The organism is Pseudonocardia kujensis (assembly GCF_021283305.1).
Classification (GTDB): Bacteria; Actinomycetota; Actinomycetes; order Mycobacteriales; family Pseudonocardiaceae; genus Pseudonocardia; species Pseudonocardia kujensis.
Map to the genome: position 1 here is coordinate 43,766 of NZ_JAJSOK010000008.1, position 18,354 is coordinate 62,119.

Annotated in this window: 18 protein-coding genes; 11 read left to right on the forward strand and 7 right to left on the reverse strand. The window is 75.2% G+C overall.

Annotated features, from left to right (window positions below; genetic code table 11):
• Positions 1-79 precede the first annotated feature (79 nt).
• Both LWC35_RS08325 and LWC35_RS08330 read right to left on the reverse strand, forming a co-directional pair.
• On the reverse strand, positions 80-1,558 hold the full coding sequence (locus tag LWC35_RS08325) for an aldehyde dehydrogenase (protein ID WP_232869458.1): 1,479 nt from the start codon (positions 1,556-1,558) through the stop codon (positions 80-82).
• 77 nt (positions 1,559-1,635) lie between these two features.
• On the reverse strand, positions 1,636-2,886 hold the full coding sequence (locus LWC35_RS08330) for an aminotransferase family protein (protein ID WP_372463016.1): 1,251 nt from the start codon (positions 2,884-2,886) through the stop codon (positions 1,636-1,638).
• Between the two features lie 110 nt (positions 2,887-2,996).
• Between LWC35_RS08330 and LWC35_RS08335 the strand changes: the two genes are divergently transcribed.
• The 3 genes from LWC35_RS08335 to LWC35_RS08345 all read left to right on the forward strand — a co-directional run bounded on the left by LWC35_RS08335 (position 2,997) and on the right by LWC35_RS08345 (position 4,841).
• Positions 2,997-3,743, forward strand: a complete 747-nt coding sequence (locus tag LWC35_RS08335) for a dienelactone hydrolase family protein (RefSeq protein WP_232869459.1) — start codon at positions 2,997-2,999, stop codon at positions 3,741-3,743.
• Positions 3,744-3,746: 3 nt separating this feature from the next.
• A complete protein-coding gene (locus tag LWC35_RS08340) occupies positions 3,747-4,004 on the forward strand; it encodes a DUF6295 family protein (RefSeq protein ID WP_232869460.1) in 258 nt (85 codons plus the stop codon).
• Positions 4,005-4,070: 66 nt separating this feature from the next.
• Entirely contained in the window at positions 4,071-4,841 is a 771-nt protein-coding gene (locus tag LWC35_RS08345; protein WP_232869461.1) for a DUF5995 family protein, read from the forward strand.
• Positions 4,842-4,860: 19 nt separating this feature from the next.
• Here the strand turns inward: LWC35_RS08345 and LWC35_RS08350 are convergent, their stop codons facing one another.
• Genes LWC35_RS08350 through LWC35_RS08370 form a run of 5 tightly spaced genes read right to left on the reverse strand, consistent with a single transcriptional unit; the run spans position 4,861 to position 11,687 of the window.
• Entirely contained in the window at positions 4,861-6,507 is a 1,647-nt protein-coding gene (locus LWC35_RS08350; RefSeq protein WP_232869462.1) for a thiamine pyrophosphate-dependent enzyme, read from the reverse strand.
• Positions 6,500-7,816, reverse strand: coding sequence for an MFS transporter (locus tag LWC35_RS08355; protein ID WP_232869463.1), 1,317 nt, complete (start codon positions 7,814-7,816; stop codon positions 6,500-6,502). The genes LWC35_RS08350 and LWC35_RS08355 overlap by 8 nt, the downstream gene beginning before the upstream one ends.
• Positions 7,813-9,432, reverse strand: a complete 1,620-nt coding sequence (locus LWC35_RS08360; protein ID WP_232869546.1) for an amidohydrolase — start codon at positions 9,430-9,432, stop codon at positions 7,813-7,815. Before LWC35_RS08360 ends, LWC35_RS08355 begins: the two co-directional genes overlap by 4 nt.
• A 2-nt stretch (positions 9,433-9,434) precedes the next feature.
• Positions 9,435-11,108: an urease subunit alpha gene (locus tag LWC35_RS08365; protein WP_232869464.1), complete on the reverse strand. Its 1,674-nt coding sequence runs from the start codon at positions 11,106-11,108 to the stop codon at positions 9,435-9,437.
• Positions 11,109-11,111: 3 nt separating this feature from the next.
• Positions 11,112-11,687 carry an urease subunit gamma gene (locus LWC35_RS08370; protein ID WP_232869465.1) on the reverse strand — a complete coding sequence of 192 codons (576 nt, stop codon included), beginning with the start codon at positions 11,685-11,687 and terminating at the stop codon, positions 11,112-11,114.
• 74 nt (positions 11,688-11,761) lie between these two features.
• Between LWC35_RS08370 and LWC35_RS08375 the strand changes: the two genes are divergently transcribed.
• The 8 genes from LWC35_RS08375 (at position 11,762) to LWC35_RS08410 (ending at position 18,321) form a co-directional block, all read left to right on the forward strand.
• Positions 11,762-12,979, forward strand: a complete 1,218-nt coding sequence (locus LWC35_RS08375; protein WP_232869466.1) for a PucR family transcriptional regulator — start codon at positions 11,762-11,764, stop codon at positions 12,977-12,979.
• Between the two features lie 11 nt (positions 12,980-12,990).
• Positions 12,991-13,374, forward strand: a complete 384-nt coding sequence (locus tag LWC35_RS08380) for an ArsR/SmtB family transcription factor (RefSeq protein WP_232869467.1) — start codon at positions 12,991-12,993, stop codon at positions 13,372-13,374.
• Positions 13,371-13,856: an SRPBCC family protein gene (locus LWC35_RS08385; RefSeq protein ID WP_232869468.1), complete on the forward strand. Its 486-nt coding sequence runs from the start codon at positions 13,371-13,373 to the stop codon at positions 13,854-13,856. The genes LWC35_RS08380 and LWC35_RS08385 overlap by 4 nt, the downstream gene beginning before the upstream one ends.
• A 131-nt stretch (positions 13,857-13,987) precedes the next feature.
• Positions 13,988-14,563 carry a biotin transporter BioY gene (locus LWC35_RS08390; RefSeq protein WP_232869469.1) on the forward strand — a complete coding sequence of 192 codons (576 nt, stop codon included), beginning with the start codon at positions 13,988-13,990 and terminating at the stop codon, positions 14,561-14,563.
• Complete coding sequence (locus LWC35_RS08395) at positions 14,560-15,828, forward strand: AMP-binding protein (RefSeq protein ID WP_232869470.1); 1,269 nt, start codon at positions 14,560-14,562, stop codon at positions 15,826-15,828. The genes LWC35_RS08390 and LWC35_RS08395 overlap by 4 nt, the downstream gene beginning before the upstream one ends.
• Positions 15,825-16,967, forward strand: coding sequence for a thiolase family protein (locus LWC35_RS08400; protein WP_232869471.1), 1,143 nt, complete (start codon positions 15,825-15,827; stop codon positions 16,965-16,967). Before LWC35_RS08395 ends, LWC35_RS08400 begins: the two co-directional genes overlap by 4 nt.
• The gene (locus tag LWC35_RS08405) at positions 16,964-17,641 is read left to right on the forward strand and encodes an energy-coupling factor ABC transporter ATP-binding protein (RefSeq protein WP_232869472.1); all 678 of its coding nucleotides are present in this window, start codon (positions 16,964-16,966) and stop codon (positions 17,639-17,641) included. The genes LWC35_RS08400 and LWC35_RS08405 overlap by 4 nt, the downstream gene beginning before the upstream one ends.
• Positions 17,638-18,321, forward strand: a complete 684-nt coding sequence (locus LWC35_RS08410; RefSeq protein ID WP_232869473.1) for an energy-coupling factor transporter transmembrane component T family protein — start codon at positions 17,638-17,640, stop codon at positions 18,319-18,321. The genes LWC35_RS08405 and LWC35_RS08410 overlap by 4 nt, the downstream gene beginning before the upstream one ends.
• The last annotated feature ends 33 nt before the right edge of the window (positions 18,322-18,354 follow it).

Consider the following 18,354-nt stretch of genomic DNA (forward strand, 5'->3'; position numbering starts at 1 on the left):
CCGACAAAAACCCACCCCGCGACGTCGTCCGCGGCGGGTGGCGCTCCGGCACCGCTCGCCGCTACGGCCGACGGAGCCGCTATCCGAGGGTGAACGGGTCCCGGGTGCCGCCGGTGAGCTCCACCCACACGGACTTGTTCTCCAGGTACTCGTCGACCGCGGCGACGCCGTTCTCCCGGCCGAGACCGGACGCGCCGAAGCCGCCGAAGGGCACGCTGGGCGCCACGACCCGGTAGGCGTTGATCCACACCGAGCCGGCCCGGATCCGCGCGGCGACCCGGTGCGCCCGGTGCACGTCCTTCGTCCAGACGGCACCGGCGAGCCCGTAGGGGGTGTCGTTGGCCAGCTTCACCGCCTCGTCCTCGTCGGTGAAGGTGTACGCGGACAGGACCGGGCCGAAGACCTCCTCACGCACCACGGTCGACGCGGGCCCGACGCCGGTGAGCACGGTCGGCTTCACGAAGTACCCGCCCAGCCCGTCCTCGGCCGCCCCGCCGTACGCGACGGTCGCGCCCTCCTCCTGCGCCGTCCGCAGGTAGCCCAGGACCTTCTCGTACTGCGGCGCGTTCGCGACCGGGCCCATCTCGGTCTCCGGGTCGTTCGGGTCGCCGAGCCGGATCGTGGCCGCGCGCTCGGCCACGAGCCGGACCAGCTCGTCGTGCACCGACTCGTGGACGATCAGCCGCGACCCGGCCATGCAGGTCTGGCCGGTCGCCGCGAACACCCCGGCGATCAGCCCGTTCGCCGCGGCCTGCAGGTCGGCGTCGGGGAACACGATCTGCGGCGACTTCCCGCCGAGCTCCAGGGTGACCTTGTTGAGGTTCTCCGCCGCGGCGTGGGCGACCGCGCGCCCGGTCGCCGTGGAGCCGGTGAAGGCCACCTTGTCGACGCCCGGGTGTCCGGCCAGGTGCGCCCCGACCTCCCTGTTCAGCCCGGTCACCACGTTCACGACGCCGGGCGGGAACCCGGCCTGCTCGATCAGCTCGGCGAAGCCGAGGGTCGAGGCGGGCGCGTGCTCCGACGGCTTGACCACGATCGTGCATCCCGCCGCCAGCGCCGGGGCCAGCTTCCACGTCATGAGCAGCAGCGGCGAGTTCCATGGCGTGATCGCCGCGACCACCCCGACCGGCTCGCGCCGCGTGTACACGAGGTAATTCGGGTTGGGCGAGGGGATCTGCCGGCCCTCGATCTTGTCGGCCAGCCCGGCGTAGTAGTGGTACCAGGAGCCCAGCCCGTTGAGCTGGCCGATCATCTCCCGGTACAGCTTCCCGGAGTCGTTCACCTCGAGCCGGGCCAGCCGCTCCGCGTTCTCCCCGACGAGGTCGCCGAGCCGGCGCAGCAGCGCGGCCCGGGCGAACCCCGTGGTCCGGCCCCATTCGCCGTCGAGTGCGGCGCGGGCGGCGGCGACCGCGGCGTCGACGTCCTCGGTGCCGGCGTCGGGGATCTCCGCCCACGCCCGCCCGGTGTAGGGGTTCTGCGACTCGAAGGTGCGTCCCGACACGGCGTCGGCGGGCTTGCCGCCGATCAGCATCCGGAACCGTTCCAGCCCTGCGCTCATGCCCGTCCTCCTCGACGTCTCCGGGCCCGACCCTAGGGGAGTGGCATGCCACACTCCATACCCGGTGCGCGACCCCGTCAGAGCATGCCGTCGAGTCCCTTGCGGACGGCGTCGGCGAGCAGGTCGAGGTGCTCCTCGGTCGCGGTGAGCGGGGGCGAGAAGCCGAGCGCGGAGACCATCGGACGGACGAGCACGCCGTGGTCGCGCACCGCGCTCGCGACCGCGCCGGGCAGCCCGGGGGTCGCGGCGAGGCGCTCGGGGTCGAGCTCGAGCGCGCCGAGGAAGCCGGTGCCGCCGCGGGAGTGGTCGACCAGCGGGTGGTCGGCCAGGCCGGCGAGGCGCTCGGCCAGCGGGCCCTCCAGGGCGGTGGCCCGCTCGAACAGGCCGTCGCGCTCGTAGACCGCGATCGTCGCGATCCCGGCGGCGCAGGCGGCGGGGTGCCCGGAGTACGTCTGGCCGTGCCGGAACACCCGGCCCGGCTCGTCCCAGAACGGGGCCGCCACCCGTCCCGACGCGACGACGCCGCCCAGCGGCTGCACCCCGGACGTCACGCCCTTGGCGAAGACGACCAGGTCCGGCCGCACCTCGAAGCGCTCGATGCCGAACCAGGTGCCGAGCCGCCCGAACCCGCAGATCACGGCGTCGGCGACGAACAGCACGCCGTGCCGCGCGCAGACCTCCGCGGCGGCCTCGATGTAGCCCGGGGGCGGCGGGAGCACGCCGCCGGCGCCGATGACGGGCTCGCAGAAGAACGCGGCGACCCGCTCGGCGCCGAGCTCGCGGATGGTCTCCTCGAGCATCTCGGCGTCGTTCCACGCCGTCTGCACGACGTCCGGGACGAAGGGCGGCGCCACCCGGTTGCCCGGGATGCCGGCCAGCGAGGTCCCGAGCCCGTGCGTGCCGTGGTAGCTGTGCTCGCGGTGCAGCAGGATCGTGCGCTCGGGCTGCCCGGTCAGCGCGAAGTACGCCCGCGCCATCTTCGCAGCGGTGTCGATCGAGTCCCCGCCGCCGCTGGTGAAGAACACCCGCGGGTCGTCGAGCGGGGCGCGGGCCGCGATCTCGTCGGCCAGCCGCAGCGCCGGCTCGTTCGCGAAGTCCGTGAACAGGTGGTAGGCGTCGAGCTCCCGCAGCTGCGCGGCGACCGCGTCGACGATCTCCCGCCGCCCGTGCCCGGCGTTGGCGTACCAGAGGCTGGCGGTGGCGTCGAGGTAGCGGGTGCCGGCGGCGTCCCAGAGCCAGACGTCCTCGGCGCGGGTGATCGTCACCTGCGACCGCCGTACCGCGTGCATCGCGGCGAACGGGTGCCAGAGGGTCTCGGTGCCGGTCACGGTGTCTCCTTCGGATCGGTTCGGGCGGTTCGTGCGCGGGTCCCCCTCGCCGGGGCCGCGTCCGGGAGAGTAAGCAGGGCGGGAACACGAGATCTTCGAGGAGGCGCGAAGTGGCGTACGACGCCGTGCTGGCCGAGACCGTGGGCATCCGCGGCCACGGCGACGACCTGGTCGAGGCCTACATCGCCCGGCCGATGGCCCCCGGTCCCCGGGGCGGGGTCATCGTGATCCACCACATGCCCGGCTACGACCGGGAGTCCAAGGAGGTCGTGCGCCGCTTCGCGGTGCTCGGCTACGACGCGATCTGCGTCAACCTCTACAGCCGCGAGGCGCCGGGCGCCGCCCCGGACGACGCCGCCGCGACCGCCCGCGCCCAGGGCGGGGTGCCGGACGAGCGGTTCGTCGGCGACGCGAGGGCCGCCGCCCGCTGGCTGCGCGACCTGCCGACGTCGAACGGCAAGGTCGGCTCGATCGGGTACTGCTCCGGTGGCCGGCAGGCGTTCCTGACCAGCGTCGAGGTCGACGTCCAGGCGGCGGTGGACTGCTACGGCGCGTTCGTCGTCGGGACGCCGCCGGAGGGCTTCCCGCTGCAGGTGCAGCCGCTCGCCGACCGGGTCCCCGAGGTGCGGGCGCCGATCCTGGGCCTGTTCGGCAACGACGACTCCTACCCCTCGCCCGAGCAGGTCGACGAGCTGGAGAAGCTGCTGCAGGAGAACGGCAAGACCTACGAGTTCCACCGCTACGACGGTGCCGGGCACGCCTTCTTCTCCGTCGACCGGCCGAGCTACCGGCCGGAGGCGGCGGTCGACGGCTGGCGCCAGGTCGAGGCGTTCTTCGCGACCCACCTGGCGGTCTGACCCGTGTGCACCTACTCCACGGAGAAGATCGAGGTCGCCCGCAGCAGCGGGAAGGGGCCCGAGGGCTGGTTCCCGCTGCGCACCGCCACGGTCTACTACGACCACCCCGTGCACGCCCCGGACGAGCACACGGTCAACATCGACTTCCTCAACCCCGAGCAGGGGCCGGGGGCCCGGGTGGCGGTGGAGCTGAGCCTCGACACGGCCCGTGAGCTGCTCGAGGCGCTGCGGACGACCGTGGAGCGCGCCGCGCACCACTGAGCGGTATCGCCGGGGTGCCGTCCGTGCTCTTCTCCTCCGGGGCGGACGACGAGGGGAGCACGGACGGTGGCACGGAACCTGGCGGACTGCTGCAGCGACGTCACGACGATCGCGGACGTGGTGAGGGTGCTGAGCGCCGTCCGCGACGCGGCGGCCGAGGACATCGTCCGCCCGGAGGTCGACGGCATCTCCTGCTTCTCGCGGCTCTACACGATCATCACGCAGAACGTGCTGGACACCGTGGAGGGCCGCAAGCAGAAGCGGGAGTTCAAGGACCCGGAGTTCCTGACCCTGCTCGACCTCGAGTTCGCGCGGCGGTACATCGCCGCGATCAGGGCGTACGAGGGCGGCCGCGGGGACACCCCGAAGAGCTGGGAGGTGCTGTTCGAGCGCCGGCGCAAGGCCGGCATCGGGCACGTCAACTTCGCCGCCGCGGGCGTGAACGCCCACGTGAACTTCGACCTGGCCTTCGCGCTGCTCGAGACCTGGCGCACCTACCCGCCGAACGCCGACCGGCGCTCGGACTACGACCAGGTCAACGAGATCTTCGCCGAGGAGATGGACCAGCTCCGCGAGGACTTCGACGCCTTCCTGGCCGAGGTCGCGCCGGACGGCAGCGCGGTCGACCGGTTCGGCAACGCGGCGTCGGACCTCCTCGTCCGCGTCACCCGGGCCCTCGCCTGGGAGGCGGCCGAGGAGGTCTGGGAGCACTACGACGAGAACCAGGCGGACGGCGGCGCGGCCTACCGGAAGGCCTACGACCGGATGGAGCGTCGGCTCGACCGCACCGCGTGGATCCTCGGCTGGGGTGTGCTCACCGCACCCGACCTGCCCTGATTCCTCGGACGCCGGCACCTCACACCCCGCGCGGCTGGAGGATCCCCGGGTCGACGTCGAGGTGCAGCACCGCGGCCCGGCCCTCCGCGACGGCGGCGAGGGCGCGGTCGAGCGCGGCCGGGACGTCGTCGGTGCGGGAGACCCGCTCCCCGTGCAGGCCGAAGGAGCGGGCGAGCGCGCCGAAGTCCGGGTTGACCAGCTCCGTGCCGCTGGGCCGGCCCGGGTGGTGGCGCTCCTGGTGCTGGCGGATCGTGCCGTAGCCGGAGTTGTCCGCGATCACCACGAGCGGGGCGGCGCCGTGGGCGGCGGCGGTCGCGAGCTCTTGGCCGTTCATGAGGAAGCAGCCGTCGCCGGCGACGCAGACCACCTGCCGTCCCGGGTGCACGAGCGCGGCGGCCACGGCGGCGGGCAGCCCGTAGCCCATCGCGCCGTTGCGCGGGGCGAGCAGCGAGGGGAACGAGTGCCGCGGCAGGAACCGCTGCGCCCAGATCGCGTGCTGCCCGGCGCCGTGGGCGACGATCGCGTCGGGCGTCATCCGCTCCGCCAGCGCGGCCGCGGCCCGGTCGAGGTCGACGTACTCGCCGTCGACCGGTGCCCCGGGCGTCGCGAACCGCTCGCGGGCCGCGCGCAGGCCGTCCCACCAGGCCGGGTCCGCCGCCGGCCCCTCCGGGAGCGCGCCGGCGAAGGCCGCCGGGGTGGCGAGCAGGTGCAGGTCGACGCGGCGCTGGTGGGCCCGCAGGTCGGGGTCGGCGGACACGACGACCGTCGGGGCCCCGGGGTTCCCGCGGGTGTAGCCGCCGGACAGGACGTCGCCATACTGCCCGCCGACGAAGAGCAGCAGGTCGGCGTCGTCGAGGGCGTCGAGCAGGCCGGGGTCGGAGCCGTAGCCGAACCACCCGGCGTAGGCCGGGCTGTCGTGGTCGACCATGTCCTGGCACCGCCAGTCCGCGACGACGGGGAAGCGCCGCCGCTCGCACCAGGCGGTCACCGCGACCGTCGCGTCGGCCGTCCAGCCCGTCCCGCCGACGATCACGAGCGGCCGCTCGGCCCGCGCGAGCAGGACCTCCAGCTCCTCGGCCTGCGCGGGGGAGACCGCGCCGTCGGGGACTGCCCGCGCGGGGACGACGGGTGCGGAGGTCTTGGCCGTGAGGACGTCCTCGGGCAGGCCGATCACCACCGGACCGGGCCGTCCCGCGGTCGCCGCCGCGAACGCCTCGGCCACCTGCTCGGCCGCGCGCTCGGGCCGGTCGAGGGTGATCACCCGCTTCGCGGTGGTGCCGAACCACCCGCCGAGGGAGAACTCCTGGAAGGACTCCCGGTCCCGGTCGGCGACCGGGATCAGGCCGACGAGCAGGACCAGCGGCGTCGCGTCCTGCCAGGCGGTGTGCACCGCGATGGCGGCGTTGGCCGCGCCCGGGCCGCGGGTCACGGCGGCGACGCCGGGCCGGCCGGTCAACCGGGCCTCGGCCAGCGCCATGAACCCGGCCCCGCCCTCCTGCCGGCAGACGACCATCTCGACCGGGGAGTCGTGCAGCGCGTCGAGCACCTCGAGGTAGCTCTCGCCGGGCACGCCGTACACCCGCGGCACCCCGAGCGCCTCCAGCTGCGCGACGAGCAGCGCCCCCGCGGTCCGTTCCACCCCGGTCCGTCCCACCCCGTCAGCCACGGACGTCCTCCACGACCTCGTCGTCGCGACCCAGCGCGACCTTCGGTGCGAGCATGCCCGAGATCGTGGTGATCAGGGCGATGACGATCAGCAGCAGCGCCGCGGTCCACGAGGCCCCGCCGGCGCCGGCGAGGAAGGCCGCCGCCACGAGCGGCACGAAGCCGCTGACCAGACCGGCGACGTTCGCCGACAGGGCCACGCCGGAGTACCGCAGCCGCGCCGGGAAGAGCTCGGTGAGCAGGGCGCCGGAGACGGCGTAGGGCACCGACAGGCAGGCGACGCCGAGGGTCACACCGACGATCACCAGTGCGGCGGACTTCGAGTCGATCAGCCAGAACATCGGGAAGGCGGCGATCGCCGAGAGCACGCCGCCGGCGACGGTGATCCGGGCCGCGCCGTACCGCTCGGCGAGCCGGCCGCCGGTGATCAGCACGGCGATCTCCACCGCGGCCGCAACGAGCGTGGCGGCCAGCATCAGCGACTGGGGCAGCTTCAACGTCGCCGTCCCGTAGCTGATCACGAACGTGGTGGCCAGGTAGAACCCGCCGACCCCGAGGAAGGCCGAGCCGGCGCCGACCAGCAGCTGCGGCAGCGAGCGCACCACGACGTCCTTGACCGGCGAGCTCGCCCGCTCGTCCTCGGCCAGCAGCTGCTCGAACAGCGGGGACTCCTCGACCCGGCGCCGCAGGTACAGCGCGATGGCGAGCAGCGGGAAGGCGATGAGGAACGGGATCCGCCAGCCCCAGGAGTCGAAGCTGTCCTTGGGCAGCGCGGACACCGCGAGGAAGGCGCCCGACGACAGCAGCGTGCCGATGGGCGAGCCGATCTGCGGCATCGCGGCGTACCGGCCGCGCTTGTCCTTCGGCGCGTGCTCGACGGCGAGGGTGACCGCACCGCCCCACTCGCCCCCGACCGCGATGCCCTGCAGCAGCCGAAGCACGGTGAGCGCGATCGGCGCGAGCACGCCGATCGACAGGGCGGTCGGCAGGACACCGATCAGCCCCGTGACGATGCCGATCATCGTGACGGTGACGATGAGGCAGGTCCGCCGGCCGATCCGGTCGCCGAGGTGTCCGAAGAGGATCGCGCCCAGCGGCCGGGCGGCGAACCCGACGGCGAAGGTCGCGAAGGCCGCCAGCGTGGCCGCCACCGGCGAGCCCGTGAAGAACAGCCGGTTGAACACCAGCGAGGCGGCCGTGCCGAAGAGGAAGAAGTCGTACCACTCGAGGGCGGTGCCGACGAAGGCGCCGAAGGCGACCTTCCGCGCCTCACGGTCGCTGACGACCGCGGTGTGCGCCGGTGAGCTCATGACATCTCCTCAGGGTCGAGACCGAGCGTGGTGGAGCCGTGGGTGGGGCGGCCCCCGAGGAGCGTCGCGACCACCTCGGTCGCGCCGATCCGGTCGGCGGCCACGGACAGGACGTCGTCGCCGAGGACGACGAGGTCGGCGTGCTTGCCGGGGGTGAGCGAGCCGCGGACCCGCTCGTCGCCGGCGGTCCAGGCGGCGTCGAGGGTGTAGGCGCGCAGGGCCGCCTCGGCCGTGACGCGCTCGTCGGGCCCGAGGACCCGGCCGTCGCGGGTGCGCCGCTGGACCATGGACTGCATGCCGAGCAGCGGCGCCCCGAGCGCGACCGGCCGGTCGGAGCTGCCGGGGACGCGCAGGCCGGCGCGGTGGAACCCGCCGACCCGGTAGAGCGAGTCGGCGCGGTCCGGCCCGACGGCGGCGGCCATCGTGTCGCCGATCTCGTAGAGGAACCGGGCCTGCGGCACGGGCGTGACGCCGAGGTCGGCCATCCGCGCGATCTGCGCCTCGGTGGTCACCGCGGCGTGCTCGATCCGGTGCCGCACGTCCGGGCGCGGCCGCTCCTCCTGTGCCTCGGCGAACGTGTCGAGCGCGAGGTCCACGGCCCGATCGCCGATGGCGTGCGCGGCCACCGTCCAGCCGGACACGTGCGCGTCGACCACCCGCCGCCGCAGCAGCTCCGCGTCGTCCTGGAGGTAGCCGTGCGAGTGCCGGTCGCAGAAGGGGTGCAGCATCGCCGCGGTGCGGGCGACCAGCGAGCCGTCGAGGAAGATCTTCATCGGCCCGAGCCGGAGCATGTCGTCGCCGAACCCGGTGCGCAGGCCGAGGTCGAGGCCGAAGCGGTCCGGGTCGGTCGCGTGCCCGCGCAGCGGGTGCAGGGCGTCGGAGACCGGCATGACCTGCACCCGGACCGGGAGCGGCCCGGCCTGCTGGTAGGCGCCGAGCTCGAGTCCGGAGCGGCCGATCCAGCCGCCGCCGACCCCGCACTCGGTGACGTGCGTGAGGCCCTCGCCCGCGTAGACCGCGGCCGCCCGCCGGATCGCCGCCGCGAGGTCGGCCAGGGGATGCGGCACCACGAGCTCGCCGACCAGGTTCTGGGCCTGCTCCTCGAGGGTCCCGGTGGGCCCGTCGTCGTCGGTGACGACCACGCCGCCCTCGGGTACCGGGGTGTCCCCGATCAGTTCGAGCACCGGCGAGTTCACGGTGCAGACGTGCCCGGAGCGGTGCTTGAGCCAGACCTTGCGCCCGCCCGCGGCCCGGTCCAGGGCGCGGCGGTGCGGGTGCCCGCCGAGGGAGGTGTCGTCGTAGCCGGAGCCGACCACCCACGCGTCGGCGGGCAGGGCCGCCGCGCGCTCGGCGACGGCCGCGTACAGCGCGTCGAGGTCGGGCAGCCCGGCGAGGGCGATCTCGGAGAGCGACTGGCCGAACCAGGCCATGTGGTTGTGCGCGTCGCCGAACCCGGGGACCACGGTGGCGCCCTGCAGGTCGATCTCGCGTCGGGCGTGCACGCCCTCGGGGTCGAGGGCGAAGACCCGGCCCTGGTGGACCGCGACGGACCGGGCGCGCGGGTGGTCGGCGTCCAGGGTGTGGACGGTCGCGTTGTGGAGCAGCAGGTCGATCATGCTCATCCCAGGTGGTGGAGCCGGGTCAGGGGCAGGGCGGGCGAGCGGTGCAGCGGGACCTCGCGGCCGTCGACGCGCACCGGGATCGGTTCCGGGGCGACCTCGACGTGGGGCGTCGCGGTGTTGTGCAGCATGTCCGCGCAGGTCAGGCCCCTGCTGTCGGCGACCGTCGCGTACGTGCGCCCGGCGGGCAGGCTCCCCCGGTCGGCATGCTCGGACACGAAGACGTGGGCCAGCCTCGCCGGCGCGGTGCCGAGGCCCCCGTAGAACGGGAGCATCCGCCGCGGCTGGGTGAGCCGGGTGGACCCGGAGCCCGAGCCGGCGGCGCCCCACGCGACGAACCCGGACTTGAGCACCAGGTCGGGCTGGGCGCCGAACCAGGCCGGGTTCCACAGCACCAGGTCGGCGAGCATGCCGGGACGGACCGACCCGACGTGGTGGGCGAGCCCGTGCGCGACCGCGGGGTTGTGCGTGAGCTTGGCCAGGTAGCGCAGCACCCGGGCGTTGTTCGCGACGTCGGGTCCGGTCTCGCCGGCCAGCGTCGCCTGCACGTGGGCGAGCTGCCAGGTCCGTCGCGCGGTCTCGCCGATCCGGCCCATGCCCAGGGCGTCGGAGTTGACGATCGCGATGGCACCCGAGTCGTGGAGGGCGTTCTCGGCGGAGATCGCGTGCTCGCGGATGCGGCTGGCCGCGATGCTCGCGTCGCTGGGGACGTGCGCGTGCCCGCGGTGCACCGTGAGGGTCATCGGGCCCAGCTCGGCGACGGTCGACGGGGTGAGCGGCAGCGTCGGCGTCGTCGAGGAGGTGAGGACGTTGGCCTTCGAGACGATCTGCAGCAGGTCGGGATGCCCGCCGCCGCCCTCGACGTGGTAGGCGTGCACCGTCCGGCCGCCGACGGCGTCGAGGGTGTCGGCGAGGTAGCCGGACTCGTTGAGCGTGTCGGTGTGCAGGGCCACGGGCAGGTCCGCGCCCTCCGCCACCCCCAGGCACGTGTCGATCACCGAGGGCGTGGCTCCCCAGTCCTCGTGGATCTTGAACCCGCCCGCGCCGGCGGCCACGGCCTCCTCGAGCAGCCCGGCACTGGTGGAGCTCCCGCGGGCGAGGAACGCGGCGTTGATCGGCACGTCCGCCCAGCCCTCGACCAGGGTGTGCAGGTTGCGGCGGGGGTTGGCGCCGACGTCCCAGACGCCGCCCATCCCCATGCCGACCAGCGTGGTCACGCCGGCCGACAGCGCCGCGGCGGCGAGGTCGGCGTTGGACAGGTGCACGTGCGAGTCCACGACGCCCGGGGTGCAGAGCAGCCCCTCGCCGGTGATCATGGCGGTGTGCGCGTCGACCTCCAGCTCGACCCCGGCCTGGACCTGTGGGTTCCCGGCGCGGCCGACGCCGACGACCCGGCCGTCCTTGATGCCGATGTTGGTCTTGCGCACGCCGAGCAGCGGGTCGACGAGCACCACCCCGAGGACGATCATGTCCAGGGCGCTCGCCCGGTTCGCGGAGCTGCTGACCAGCGCCCCGTGCCGGGCGGTCTTGCCGCACCCGCCCAGGAGCTCCTCGCCGGGCTCGGTGTCGTCGGCCTCGACCTCGATCCACAGGTCGGTGTCGCCCAGCCGGATCCGGTCGCCGGTCGTCGGCCCGTACAGCCGGGCGTAGTCGCGGCGCTCGACGGTCGTCATGCCTTATGTCCTCTCCATCCGGACCACCGGGACTTCCCGTTCCGCGCCCGCTTCCACCTTCAGCGACGTCCCGGCCGGCAGGTCGAGGCGGAAGCTGCCGGCGTCGTCGAGCTCGACCGCCAGCGCCGGGTTGAGCCGGTCGAGCTGGACGTGCGAGGAGACCCAGATGGCCAGGTGGCCGCGGTTGTGCAGGCGCGCGGTGCCGCGCTCGCGGCCGGGCGCCAGCTCGCGGGGCGGGCCCTCGGCGCGGACGGCCCCCGGCCCGTCGGCGGGCGGGGCACCGAAGGGGTGGTCGACGTGCACGAGCACCGTGCCGTGCGGGAAGAGGGCCTCGACCTGCAGCGACGGCACGGCGGCGGCGACGCCCTCGACCAGCCGGTCCGGGCCGACGACGGTCCGGGCCCGGGCGACGACCTCCTCGTAGGGCAGGTCGTCCCAGGCCATCTCGCAGATCTCGTCACAGACCAGCGCGACCGCGTCGGGCGCGCCGAGCTTCGCGCCGCGGTCGAGCCGACGGCGCGCGAGCGAGGCCGCGCTGTGCAGCAGCAGCCGCTCGGTCTCTCGCGGGGTCAGGTGCACGGGCACAGCGTGACCGCTGGACGACCGGGTCGGTAGCACTTCGTGCAGCGCGATGTGAGCTGGATGATGTGCACATGCACAGCCCGCGTGACAGAGTCGCGAACCCGGCCGCGCACCCCGCCGCGAACCCCGCCGACGACGCCCGCTGGGCCGTCCTGGTGGGGCGGCTGCGGGCCGACTCCGGGGGCCTGGTCGACGAGTTCGTCGACCGGGTCCGCCGGATCGCGCCGTACGGCCGCGGGCTGGTGCCGCCGGACCGGCTGGTCACCGACGCCGACCTGACCTTCGACCACCTGCTGCGCCGGATCGCGGGGCAGGACGTCCCCGAGCGGCTCGCGGCCGTCGGCGAGGCGATCGGGCGGGACCGGGCCCGGCGCGGGGTCCCGCTCAACGAGCTGCTCTCGGCGGTGCGGCTCGACTTCCGGGTGCTGTGGTCGGCCCTGCGCGAGCGGGCGACGCCGGAGGAGCGCGACGTGCTGGTCTCGCGGGTCGAGCAGGTGTGGGCGGTCGTCGAGGACTACACGCTGCAGATCCAGTCCAGCTACCAGGAGGAGGCCGCACTGCTCGCGCGCGAGCGGCACGGGGAGCGGACCGCGCTGGTCGGCGAGCTGCTGGGCAGCGAGAACCCCGATCCGGACCAGGTCGAGCGGGTGGCGCTCGCGCTGGCCGTCGATGTCGACGCGGACTTCCTGGTCGTCGCCACCGGGGCCGCGGCGGGCGCCGGCCTGCGGCGCGTCGCCGAGTCCCTGGGGGCGCGGGGCCGCGTGGTGCACGTGCAGTCGACCGGGGCGCACAGCGTGCTGGTCGCGGCGTGGCAGGGCGGGACCGGGGCGCCGGTGCGGGCGGTGCTCGACGGCGTGCCGTGCGGGGTCGGGCCGCTCGCCCACGGTCTCGCCAACGTGCCGCGGTGCGCGCGGCTGGCCACCGAGATCGCCTCGGTCACCGCGGGGCCGGGCCCGGTCGAGATGGCCGACGCCTGGCTGCCGCTCGCCGCGGGACGGCTCTCCGACACCGCGGCCGAGCTCGTGGACTCGGTGCTGTCCGGGCTGGCGGAGGCCGCGCCGGGGGAGCGGGAGCGGCTGCTGGACACCGTCCGGGCGTTCGCGGCGTGCGGCTCGGTGAAGGAGGTGGCGGAGCGCTCGTTCTGCCACCGCAACACGGTGCTCAACCGGCTGCGCCGCTTCACGGCGCTGACCGGGCGCGACGTCACGCGGCCCGCCGACGCGGCCGTGGTGCTGCTGGCCCTGGCCGCCGCGAACCGGGGGCTTGTCGCGCCGGGGCGGATGCCCTAACGTACAACCATGTGGTTGTACGTGAGCGCCCTGTCCACGGGCTGAGTCCCGACGAGGTCGACCGGATCTTCCACGGCCTCGCCGACGCGACCCGGCGGGACATCGTGGAGCGGGTGCTGCACGAGGCGCAGTCCGTCTCGACGCTCGCCCGCCGGTACGACATGAGCTTCGCCGCCGTGCAGAAGCACGTGGCGGTGCTCGAGCGGGCCGCGCTCGTCACCAAGCAGCGACGTGGACGGGAGCAGCTCGTGCACGGCAACCCGGAGGCCCTGCAGCGGGCCGCCCGTCTGCTCGACGACTACGAGCGGATCTGGCGGCACCGCGTGCGGGCGATCGAGGACGTCCTCGCCGAGGACGCCCTCGCCGGAGACCCCGAGGAGAGGACGGAACCATGACCGTGATCGACGTGCGCAAGGACCCGCAGGCCCTCACGCTGACCTTCGTCGCCGAGTTCGACGCCCCCGTCGAGCAGGTGTGGCAGGTGTGGGCGGACCCGCGCCGGCTGGAGCGGTGGTGGGGCCCGCCGACCTGGCCGGCGACCTTCGTCGAGCACCGGTTCGTGGTCGGCGGGCGGTCGCGCTACTACATGACCGGCCCCGAGGGGGAGAAGGCCGGGGGCTGGTGGCGGATCACCGCGATCGAGGAGCCCCATCGTCTCGAGTTCGACGACGGCTTCGCCGGCGAGGACGGCGAGCCGAACACGGACATGCCCACGACCCACGCCGTGGTGACGCTGGAACCCCTGGGCTCGGGCACGCGAATGACCACGGTGAGCACCTTCCCCACCCTCGAGGACCTCGAGAAGCTCGCCGCGATGGGCATGGAGGAGGGCATGCGGCTCGCGATGGGACAGATCGACGCGGTGCTGGCGGGCTGAGACGGGCGCCCGCGGGCGCAAGGGGTGCCCGCGGGTCCTTCCCGGCGCCGCCCGCCGCCGGACCGCGGAGTGGCGCGGGTGACAGCGGCGGGACCTCGGGGAACGGCACGCGACTCGTCTAGCCTCGTCGGGTGTCCGCCCGAGCGTCGTCGCCCGCCACCGATCTGGCCACCACCGTGGTGTTCGCCGCGTTCCTCGCGGTGCTCGGCCTCTTCCCGGGGGTGTACGTCGGCGCCACCGGGGTGCCGATCGTGGTGCAGAACATGGGGCCGTTCCTGGCGGGCGTGCTGATCGGCGCGAAGCGGGCCGTGTTCGCCGTGGTGCTGTTCCTGGCCCTGGTCGCGATCGGGCTGCCGCTGCTGTCCGGCGGACGCGGCGGCCTCGCCCCGTTCGTCGGCCCCAGCGGCGGGTTCCTGCTCGGCTGGATCCTGTCGGCGCTCGTGTCGGGCCTGATCGCGCAGGCCGCCGCGCGGCGCGGCCGCCCCGGTCTCCCGGTGCTGCTTCTCGCGGCGTTCGCCGGCCTCGTCGCCGATTACGTGATCGGCGTGCCCTGGCTGGCCGTCTACACCGGGTCGTGGAGCACCGCGCTCACGGGCTCGCTGGTCTTCGTGCCCGGTGACCTGGTCAAGGTGGTGGTCGCGGCGTTGATCGCCTCGGTGGTGCACCGCGCCCTCCCCGGCCGCCTGGTGGGGACGCGGACGCGGTGACCGCGCCCGCCGCCCCGCCCGTCGTCGGCGACGCCGAGGTTCCGGCCGGGCTGCTGACCCGGGCGCACGGCGCCGCCGCGGAGCTGGCGAGGCGGGGCGTCCGCGAGGGCGACCGGGTCGCCCTGGACGGCGCCGGCCCCGACCTGCTCGCCCGGTTCCTCGGCGCCGATCTGCTCGGCGCCGCGGCCCTCGTCGTCGAACCGCGGTGGTCCGCCCGCGAACGCGCCGCGGTCCTCGACGACGCCCGCCCCGCCCTCGTCGTCGGGCCGACCGGCGGCGACGACGCCGAACCGAGGACCGTGACCACGGTCGGCGACGGCACCACTCCCTTCTACCTGCCCACCACCTCCGGCAGCAGCGGCCGCCCCACGGTGCTGCAGCGCTCCCGGGACTCGTGGCTGCGCAGCTTCGCCGCCCTCGGCCCCGTGCCCGGACCCGTCCTGATCGCCGGTCCGCTCAGCTCGTCGCTGTTCCTCTTCGGCGCCCTGCACGCGCTGTGGTGCGGGGCCGGTCTCCTGCTCGGCCGCGCCGCGGAGGCCCGCGCCGCCGCGACGACCCACGTCGTCCCGGCCATGCTCGCCGAGCTGGTCGCGGCGCAGGAACGCGCGCCCGGGCCGTCCGCGCTCCGCACCGTGGTCTGCGGCGGCGCGCACCTCGGCGACGGCCTGCGGGACCGGTTCGCCCGTGCCTTCCCCGGCGCCGAGCTGGTGGAGTACTACGGCTCCGCCGAGCACTCCCTGATCGCGATCCGGCGCGGCGCCGGGCTGCGGCCCGTACGGGGGGTCGACCTGGACGTCCGCGACGGCACGCTCTGGGTCCGCTCGCCCCTCGCGGCCGACGGCGCGCTGCGCGCCGGCCGCCTCGAGCCCGCGGCGGAGTGGACGACCGTCGGCGACCGCGTCGACCTCCACGACGGGGTGCTCACGGTGCACGGCCGCGGCTCCGCCGTCATCTCCAGCGGCGGCCGGCTGGTGGCCGCCGAGGAGGTGGAGACCGTGTTGCGCGAGGTCCCCGGGGTCGACGACGTCGTGGTGGCCGGGAGACCGCACCCCCGCCTCGGCGCGCTGGTCACCGCCGTCGTCGAGGGGGAGCCGGTTCTGGCGGCCCTCCGCGCGGCGGCCCGCCGCGCCCTCGAACCGGGCAAGCGGCCGCGGGTGTGGCTGCGGGCGAAAGCGTTGCCGCGCACCGCCTCCGGCAAGCCCGCCCGGGCCGTGATCACCGCCGAGCTGGCCGCGGGGATCCTCGACGCGGAGCCGCTGCGATGAGCGCACCCGTCGTCGTCGCCGCCCGTCGCACCCCGATCGGCACCGCGGGGGGCGTGCTGCGCGACCTCGCCGTCGACGAGCTGGCCGCGCCGGTGCTCCGGGCCGTGCTCGGGGACGCCGGGCTCACCACCGTCGACGACGTCCTGCTGGGCAACGTCTTCGGCCCCGGCGGCAACACCGCTCGCGTGGCCGCCCTGCGCGCCGGGCTCGGCCCGGAGGTCCCCGGCCTCACGGTCGACCGCCAGTGCGCCAGTGGGCTCGCGGCGATCACCCTGGCCGCGACCCTGATCACCGCGGGGGAGGGCGAGGCCTACCTCGCCGGCGGCGTCGAGAGCGCGTCGACCGCCCCGCACCGGTTGTGGCGCACCGACCCGCCGCAGCCCTACACCCGCGCGCCCTTCGCCCCGGCGGAGCTCGGCGACCCGGAGATGGGCGAGGCGGCGGACCTCGTGGCCGCCGAAGCGGGGATCTCCCGCGAGCGGCAGGACCGCTTCGCCCTGCGCAGCCACGAGCGCGCCGTGGCCGCGCAGGCCGCGGGCCGGTTCGACGACGAGCTGGTCGAGGTCGCCGGGGTCCGGCGCGACCAGCGGCCGCGGGCGGGCTTCACGGCCGCGCGGCTGGCGCGCTTCCGGCCCGCCTTCACCGCGGACGGCACGGCGACGGCGGCGAACTCCTGCGGCGTGAGCGACGGTGCCGCGGCGGTGCTGGTCGTGTCGGAGCGGGTGCGGCGCGAGCGGAACCTGCCCGGCCTGCGACTGGTGGCGAGCGCGACCTCCGGCTGCGACCCGCGGCGGCTGGGCCTCGGTGTGGTCCCGGCCCTGCGCACGGTGCTGCAGCACGGCACGCCGCAGGTCACCGAGTTCACCGAGGCCTTCGCCGGGCAGGCGCTGGCCTGCCTCGACGCGGCCGGCCTCGACGAGGGGACCGTCAACCCCGACGGCGGCGCCATCGCCCTCGGCCACCCCTGGGGCGCCTCGGGCGCGGTGCTGGCGGTGCGGCTGTTCGCGCAGCTCGTGCGGCAGGCGCGCGGCGGGCTCGGGCTGACCGCGCTGTCCGCGGGCGGTGGGCTGGGCGTCGCGGCCCTGTGGCAGGCCGTCGGGCCGGACGGGGAGCCGCTGCCGCCGGAGGGAGCACGATGATCACGTTCGAGGGCGTCGGCCACCGCTACGAGGAGCGGGTGGTGCTGCACGAGGTCGACCTGGCGCTCGCGGAGCGGCGGATCGGCTTCGTCGGGGCCAACGGCTCGGGCAAGTCCACGTTGGCGCGCATGGTGAACGGGCTCGTCCTGCCGACCGAGGGCCGGGTGCTGGTCGACGGCCTGGACCCCGCCGAGAAGGGCCCCGCGGTCCGCCGGCGGGTCGGCTTCGTGTTCACCAACCCGGACAGCCAGATCGTGATGCCGACCGCGGGGGAGGACGTCGCGTTCTCGTTGCGGCGCAGCGGCTTGTCGCGCACCGAGCGTGCCCGGCGGGCCGCCGGGGTGCTCGCCGCGCACGGCCTCGACGGCTATGCCGATCACCCCGCCCACCAGCTCTCCGGTGGCCAGAAGCAGCTCCTCGCGCTGTGCGGGATGCTCGCCCTGGACCCCGACGTGCTGGTCTGCGACGAGCCGACCACCCTGCTCGACCTGCGCAACACCCGCCGCTTCGCCGAGATCGTGGCCGGCCTGCGGCAGCAGGTGCTGCTGGTGACCCACGACCTCGATCTGCTGGCGGACTTCGACCGGGTCGTGGTGCTCGACGAGGGCCGGGTCGTGGCCGACGACGAGCCCGAGCCCGCACTCCGGTACTACCGGAAGCTGTGCGAGACATGACCCCACTCGGCCTGTACTCGCCCGGCGACAGCCCGCTGCACCGCACGCCGGCCGGGGCGAAGCTGCTCGTGCTGCTGGTGCTGGTGACCGCCGTCGTGATCGTGGGGTCGCCGGCCTGGCTCGGCGGGGCGTGCGTGCTCGTCGCCGCCGGGTACCTGGTCGCCCGCATCCCGTGGCGCCGCCGCGTCCTGCCGTTGCTGCGGACCCTGCTCCTGCTCGCCGTGCTGGTCGGTGCGCTGCAGGTCTGGCTCCTCGGCTGGCAGTCCGCCCTGGTCACGGTGCTGCGGCTGGCCGCGTCCCTCGCCGCGGCGGGCCTGTTCACCCTGACCACCCGGATCGACGCGGTCGTCGCGACCGTCGAGCGGGCGCTCGGCCCGCTGAGCCGGACCGGGGTGCGGGCGGACCGGCTCGGCCTGCTCGTCGGACTCACCGTGCAGGCGGTGACCACGCTGTCGGCGATCGCGGGGTCGGTGCGTGAGGCGGCGCGGGCGCGCGGGGCCGAACGCTCGCCGACCGCGTTCGCGGTGCCCTTCGTGGTCCGCACCCTCCGGCACGCCGACGAGCTGGGCGAGGCGCTCGCCGCCAGGGGGATCGGCGACGAGGACGATCACCCCACCGGGCCCGACACCGGGCCCGACACCGCGGCCCGACCGGGCGGGAACGGGCGCCGGGTGCCGTAACGTCCCGGGGACCCAAGCCCCACCGTCCACCCA

Excerpts from the sequence above, each read along its gene's own strand:
- LWC35_RS08400 (WP_232869471.1), top strand. The coding sequence starts at position 15,825 with ATGAGCGCACCCGTCGTCGTCGCCGCCCGTCGCACCCCGATCGGCACC.
- LWC35_RS08360 (WP_232869546.1), bottom strand. The coding sequence starts at position 9,432 with ATGATCGACCTGCTGCTCCACAACGCGACCGTCCACACCCTGGACGCC.
- LWC35_RS08410 (WP_232869473.1), top strand. The coding sequence starts at position 17,638 with ATGACCCCACTCGGCCTGTACTCGCCCGGCGACAGCCCGCTGCACCGC.
- LWC35_RS08355 (WP_232869463.1), bottom strand. The coding sequence starts at position 7,816 with ATGAGCTCACCGGCGCACACCGCGGTCGTCAGCGACCGTGAGGCGCGG.
- LWC35_RS08365 (WP_232869464.1), bottom strand. The coding sequence starts at position 11,108 with ATGACGACCGTCGAGCGCCGCGACTACGCCCGGCTGTACGGGCCGACG.
- LWC35_RS08375 (WP_232869466.1), top strand. The coding sequence starts at position 11,762 with ATGCACAGCCCGCGTGACAGAGTCGCGAACCCGGCCGCGCACCCCGCC.
- LWC35_RS08385 (WP_232869468.1), top strand. The coding sequence starts at position 13,371 with ATGACCGTGATCGACGTGCGCAAGGACCCGCAGGCCCTCACGCTGACC.
- LWC35_RS08405 (WP_232869472.1), top strand. The coding sequence starts at position 16,964 with ATGATCACGTTCGAGGGCGTCGGCCACCGCTACGAGGAGCGGGTGGTG.
- LWC35_RS08325 (WP_232869458.1), bottom strand. The coding sequence starts at position 1,558 with ATGAGCGCAGGGCTGGAACGGTTCCGGATGCTGATCGGCGGCAAGCCC.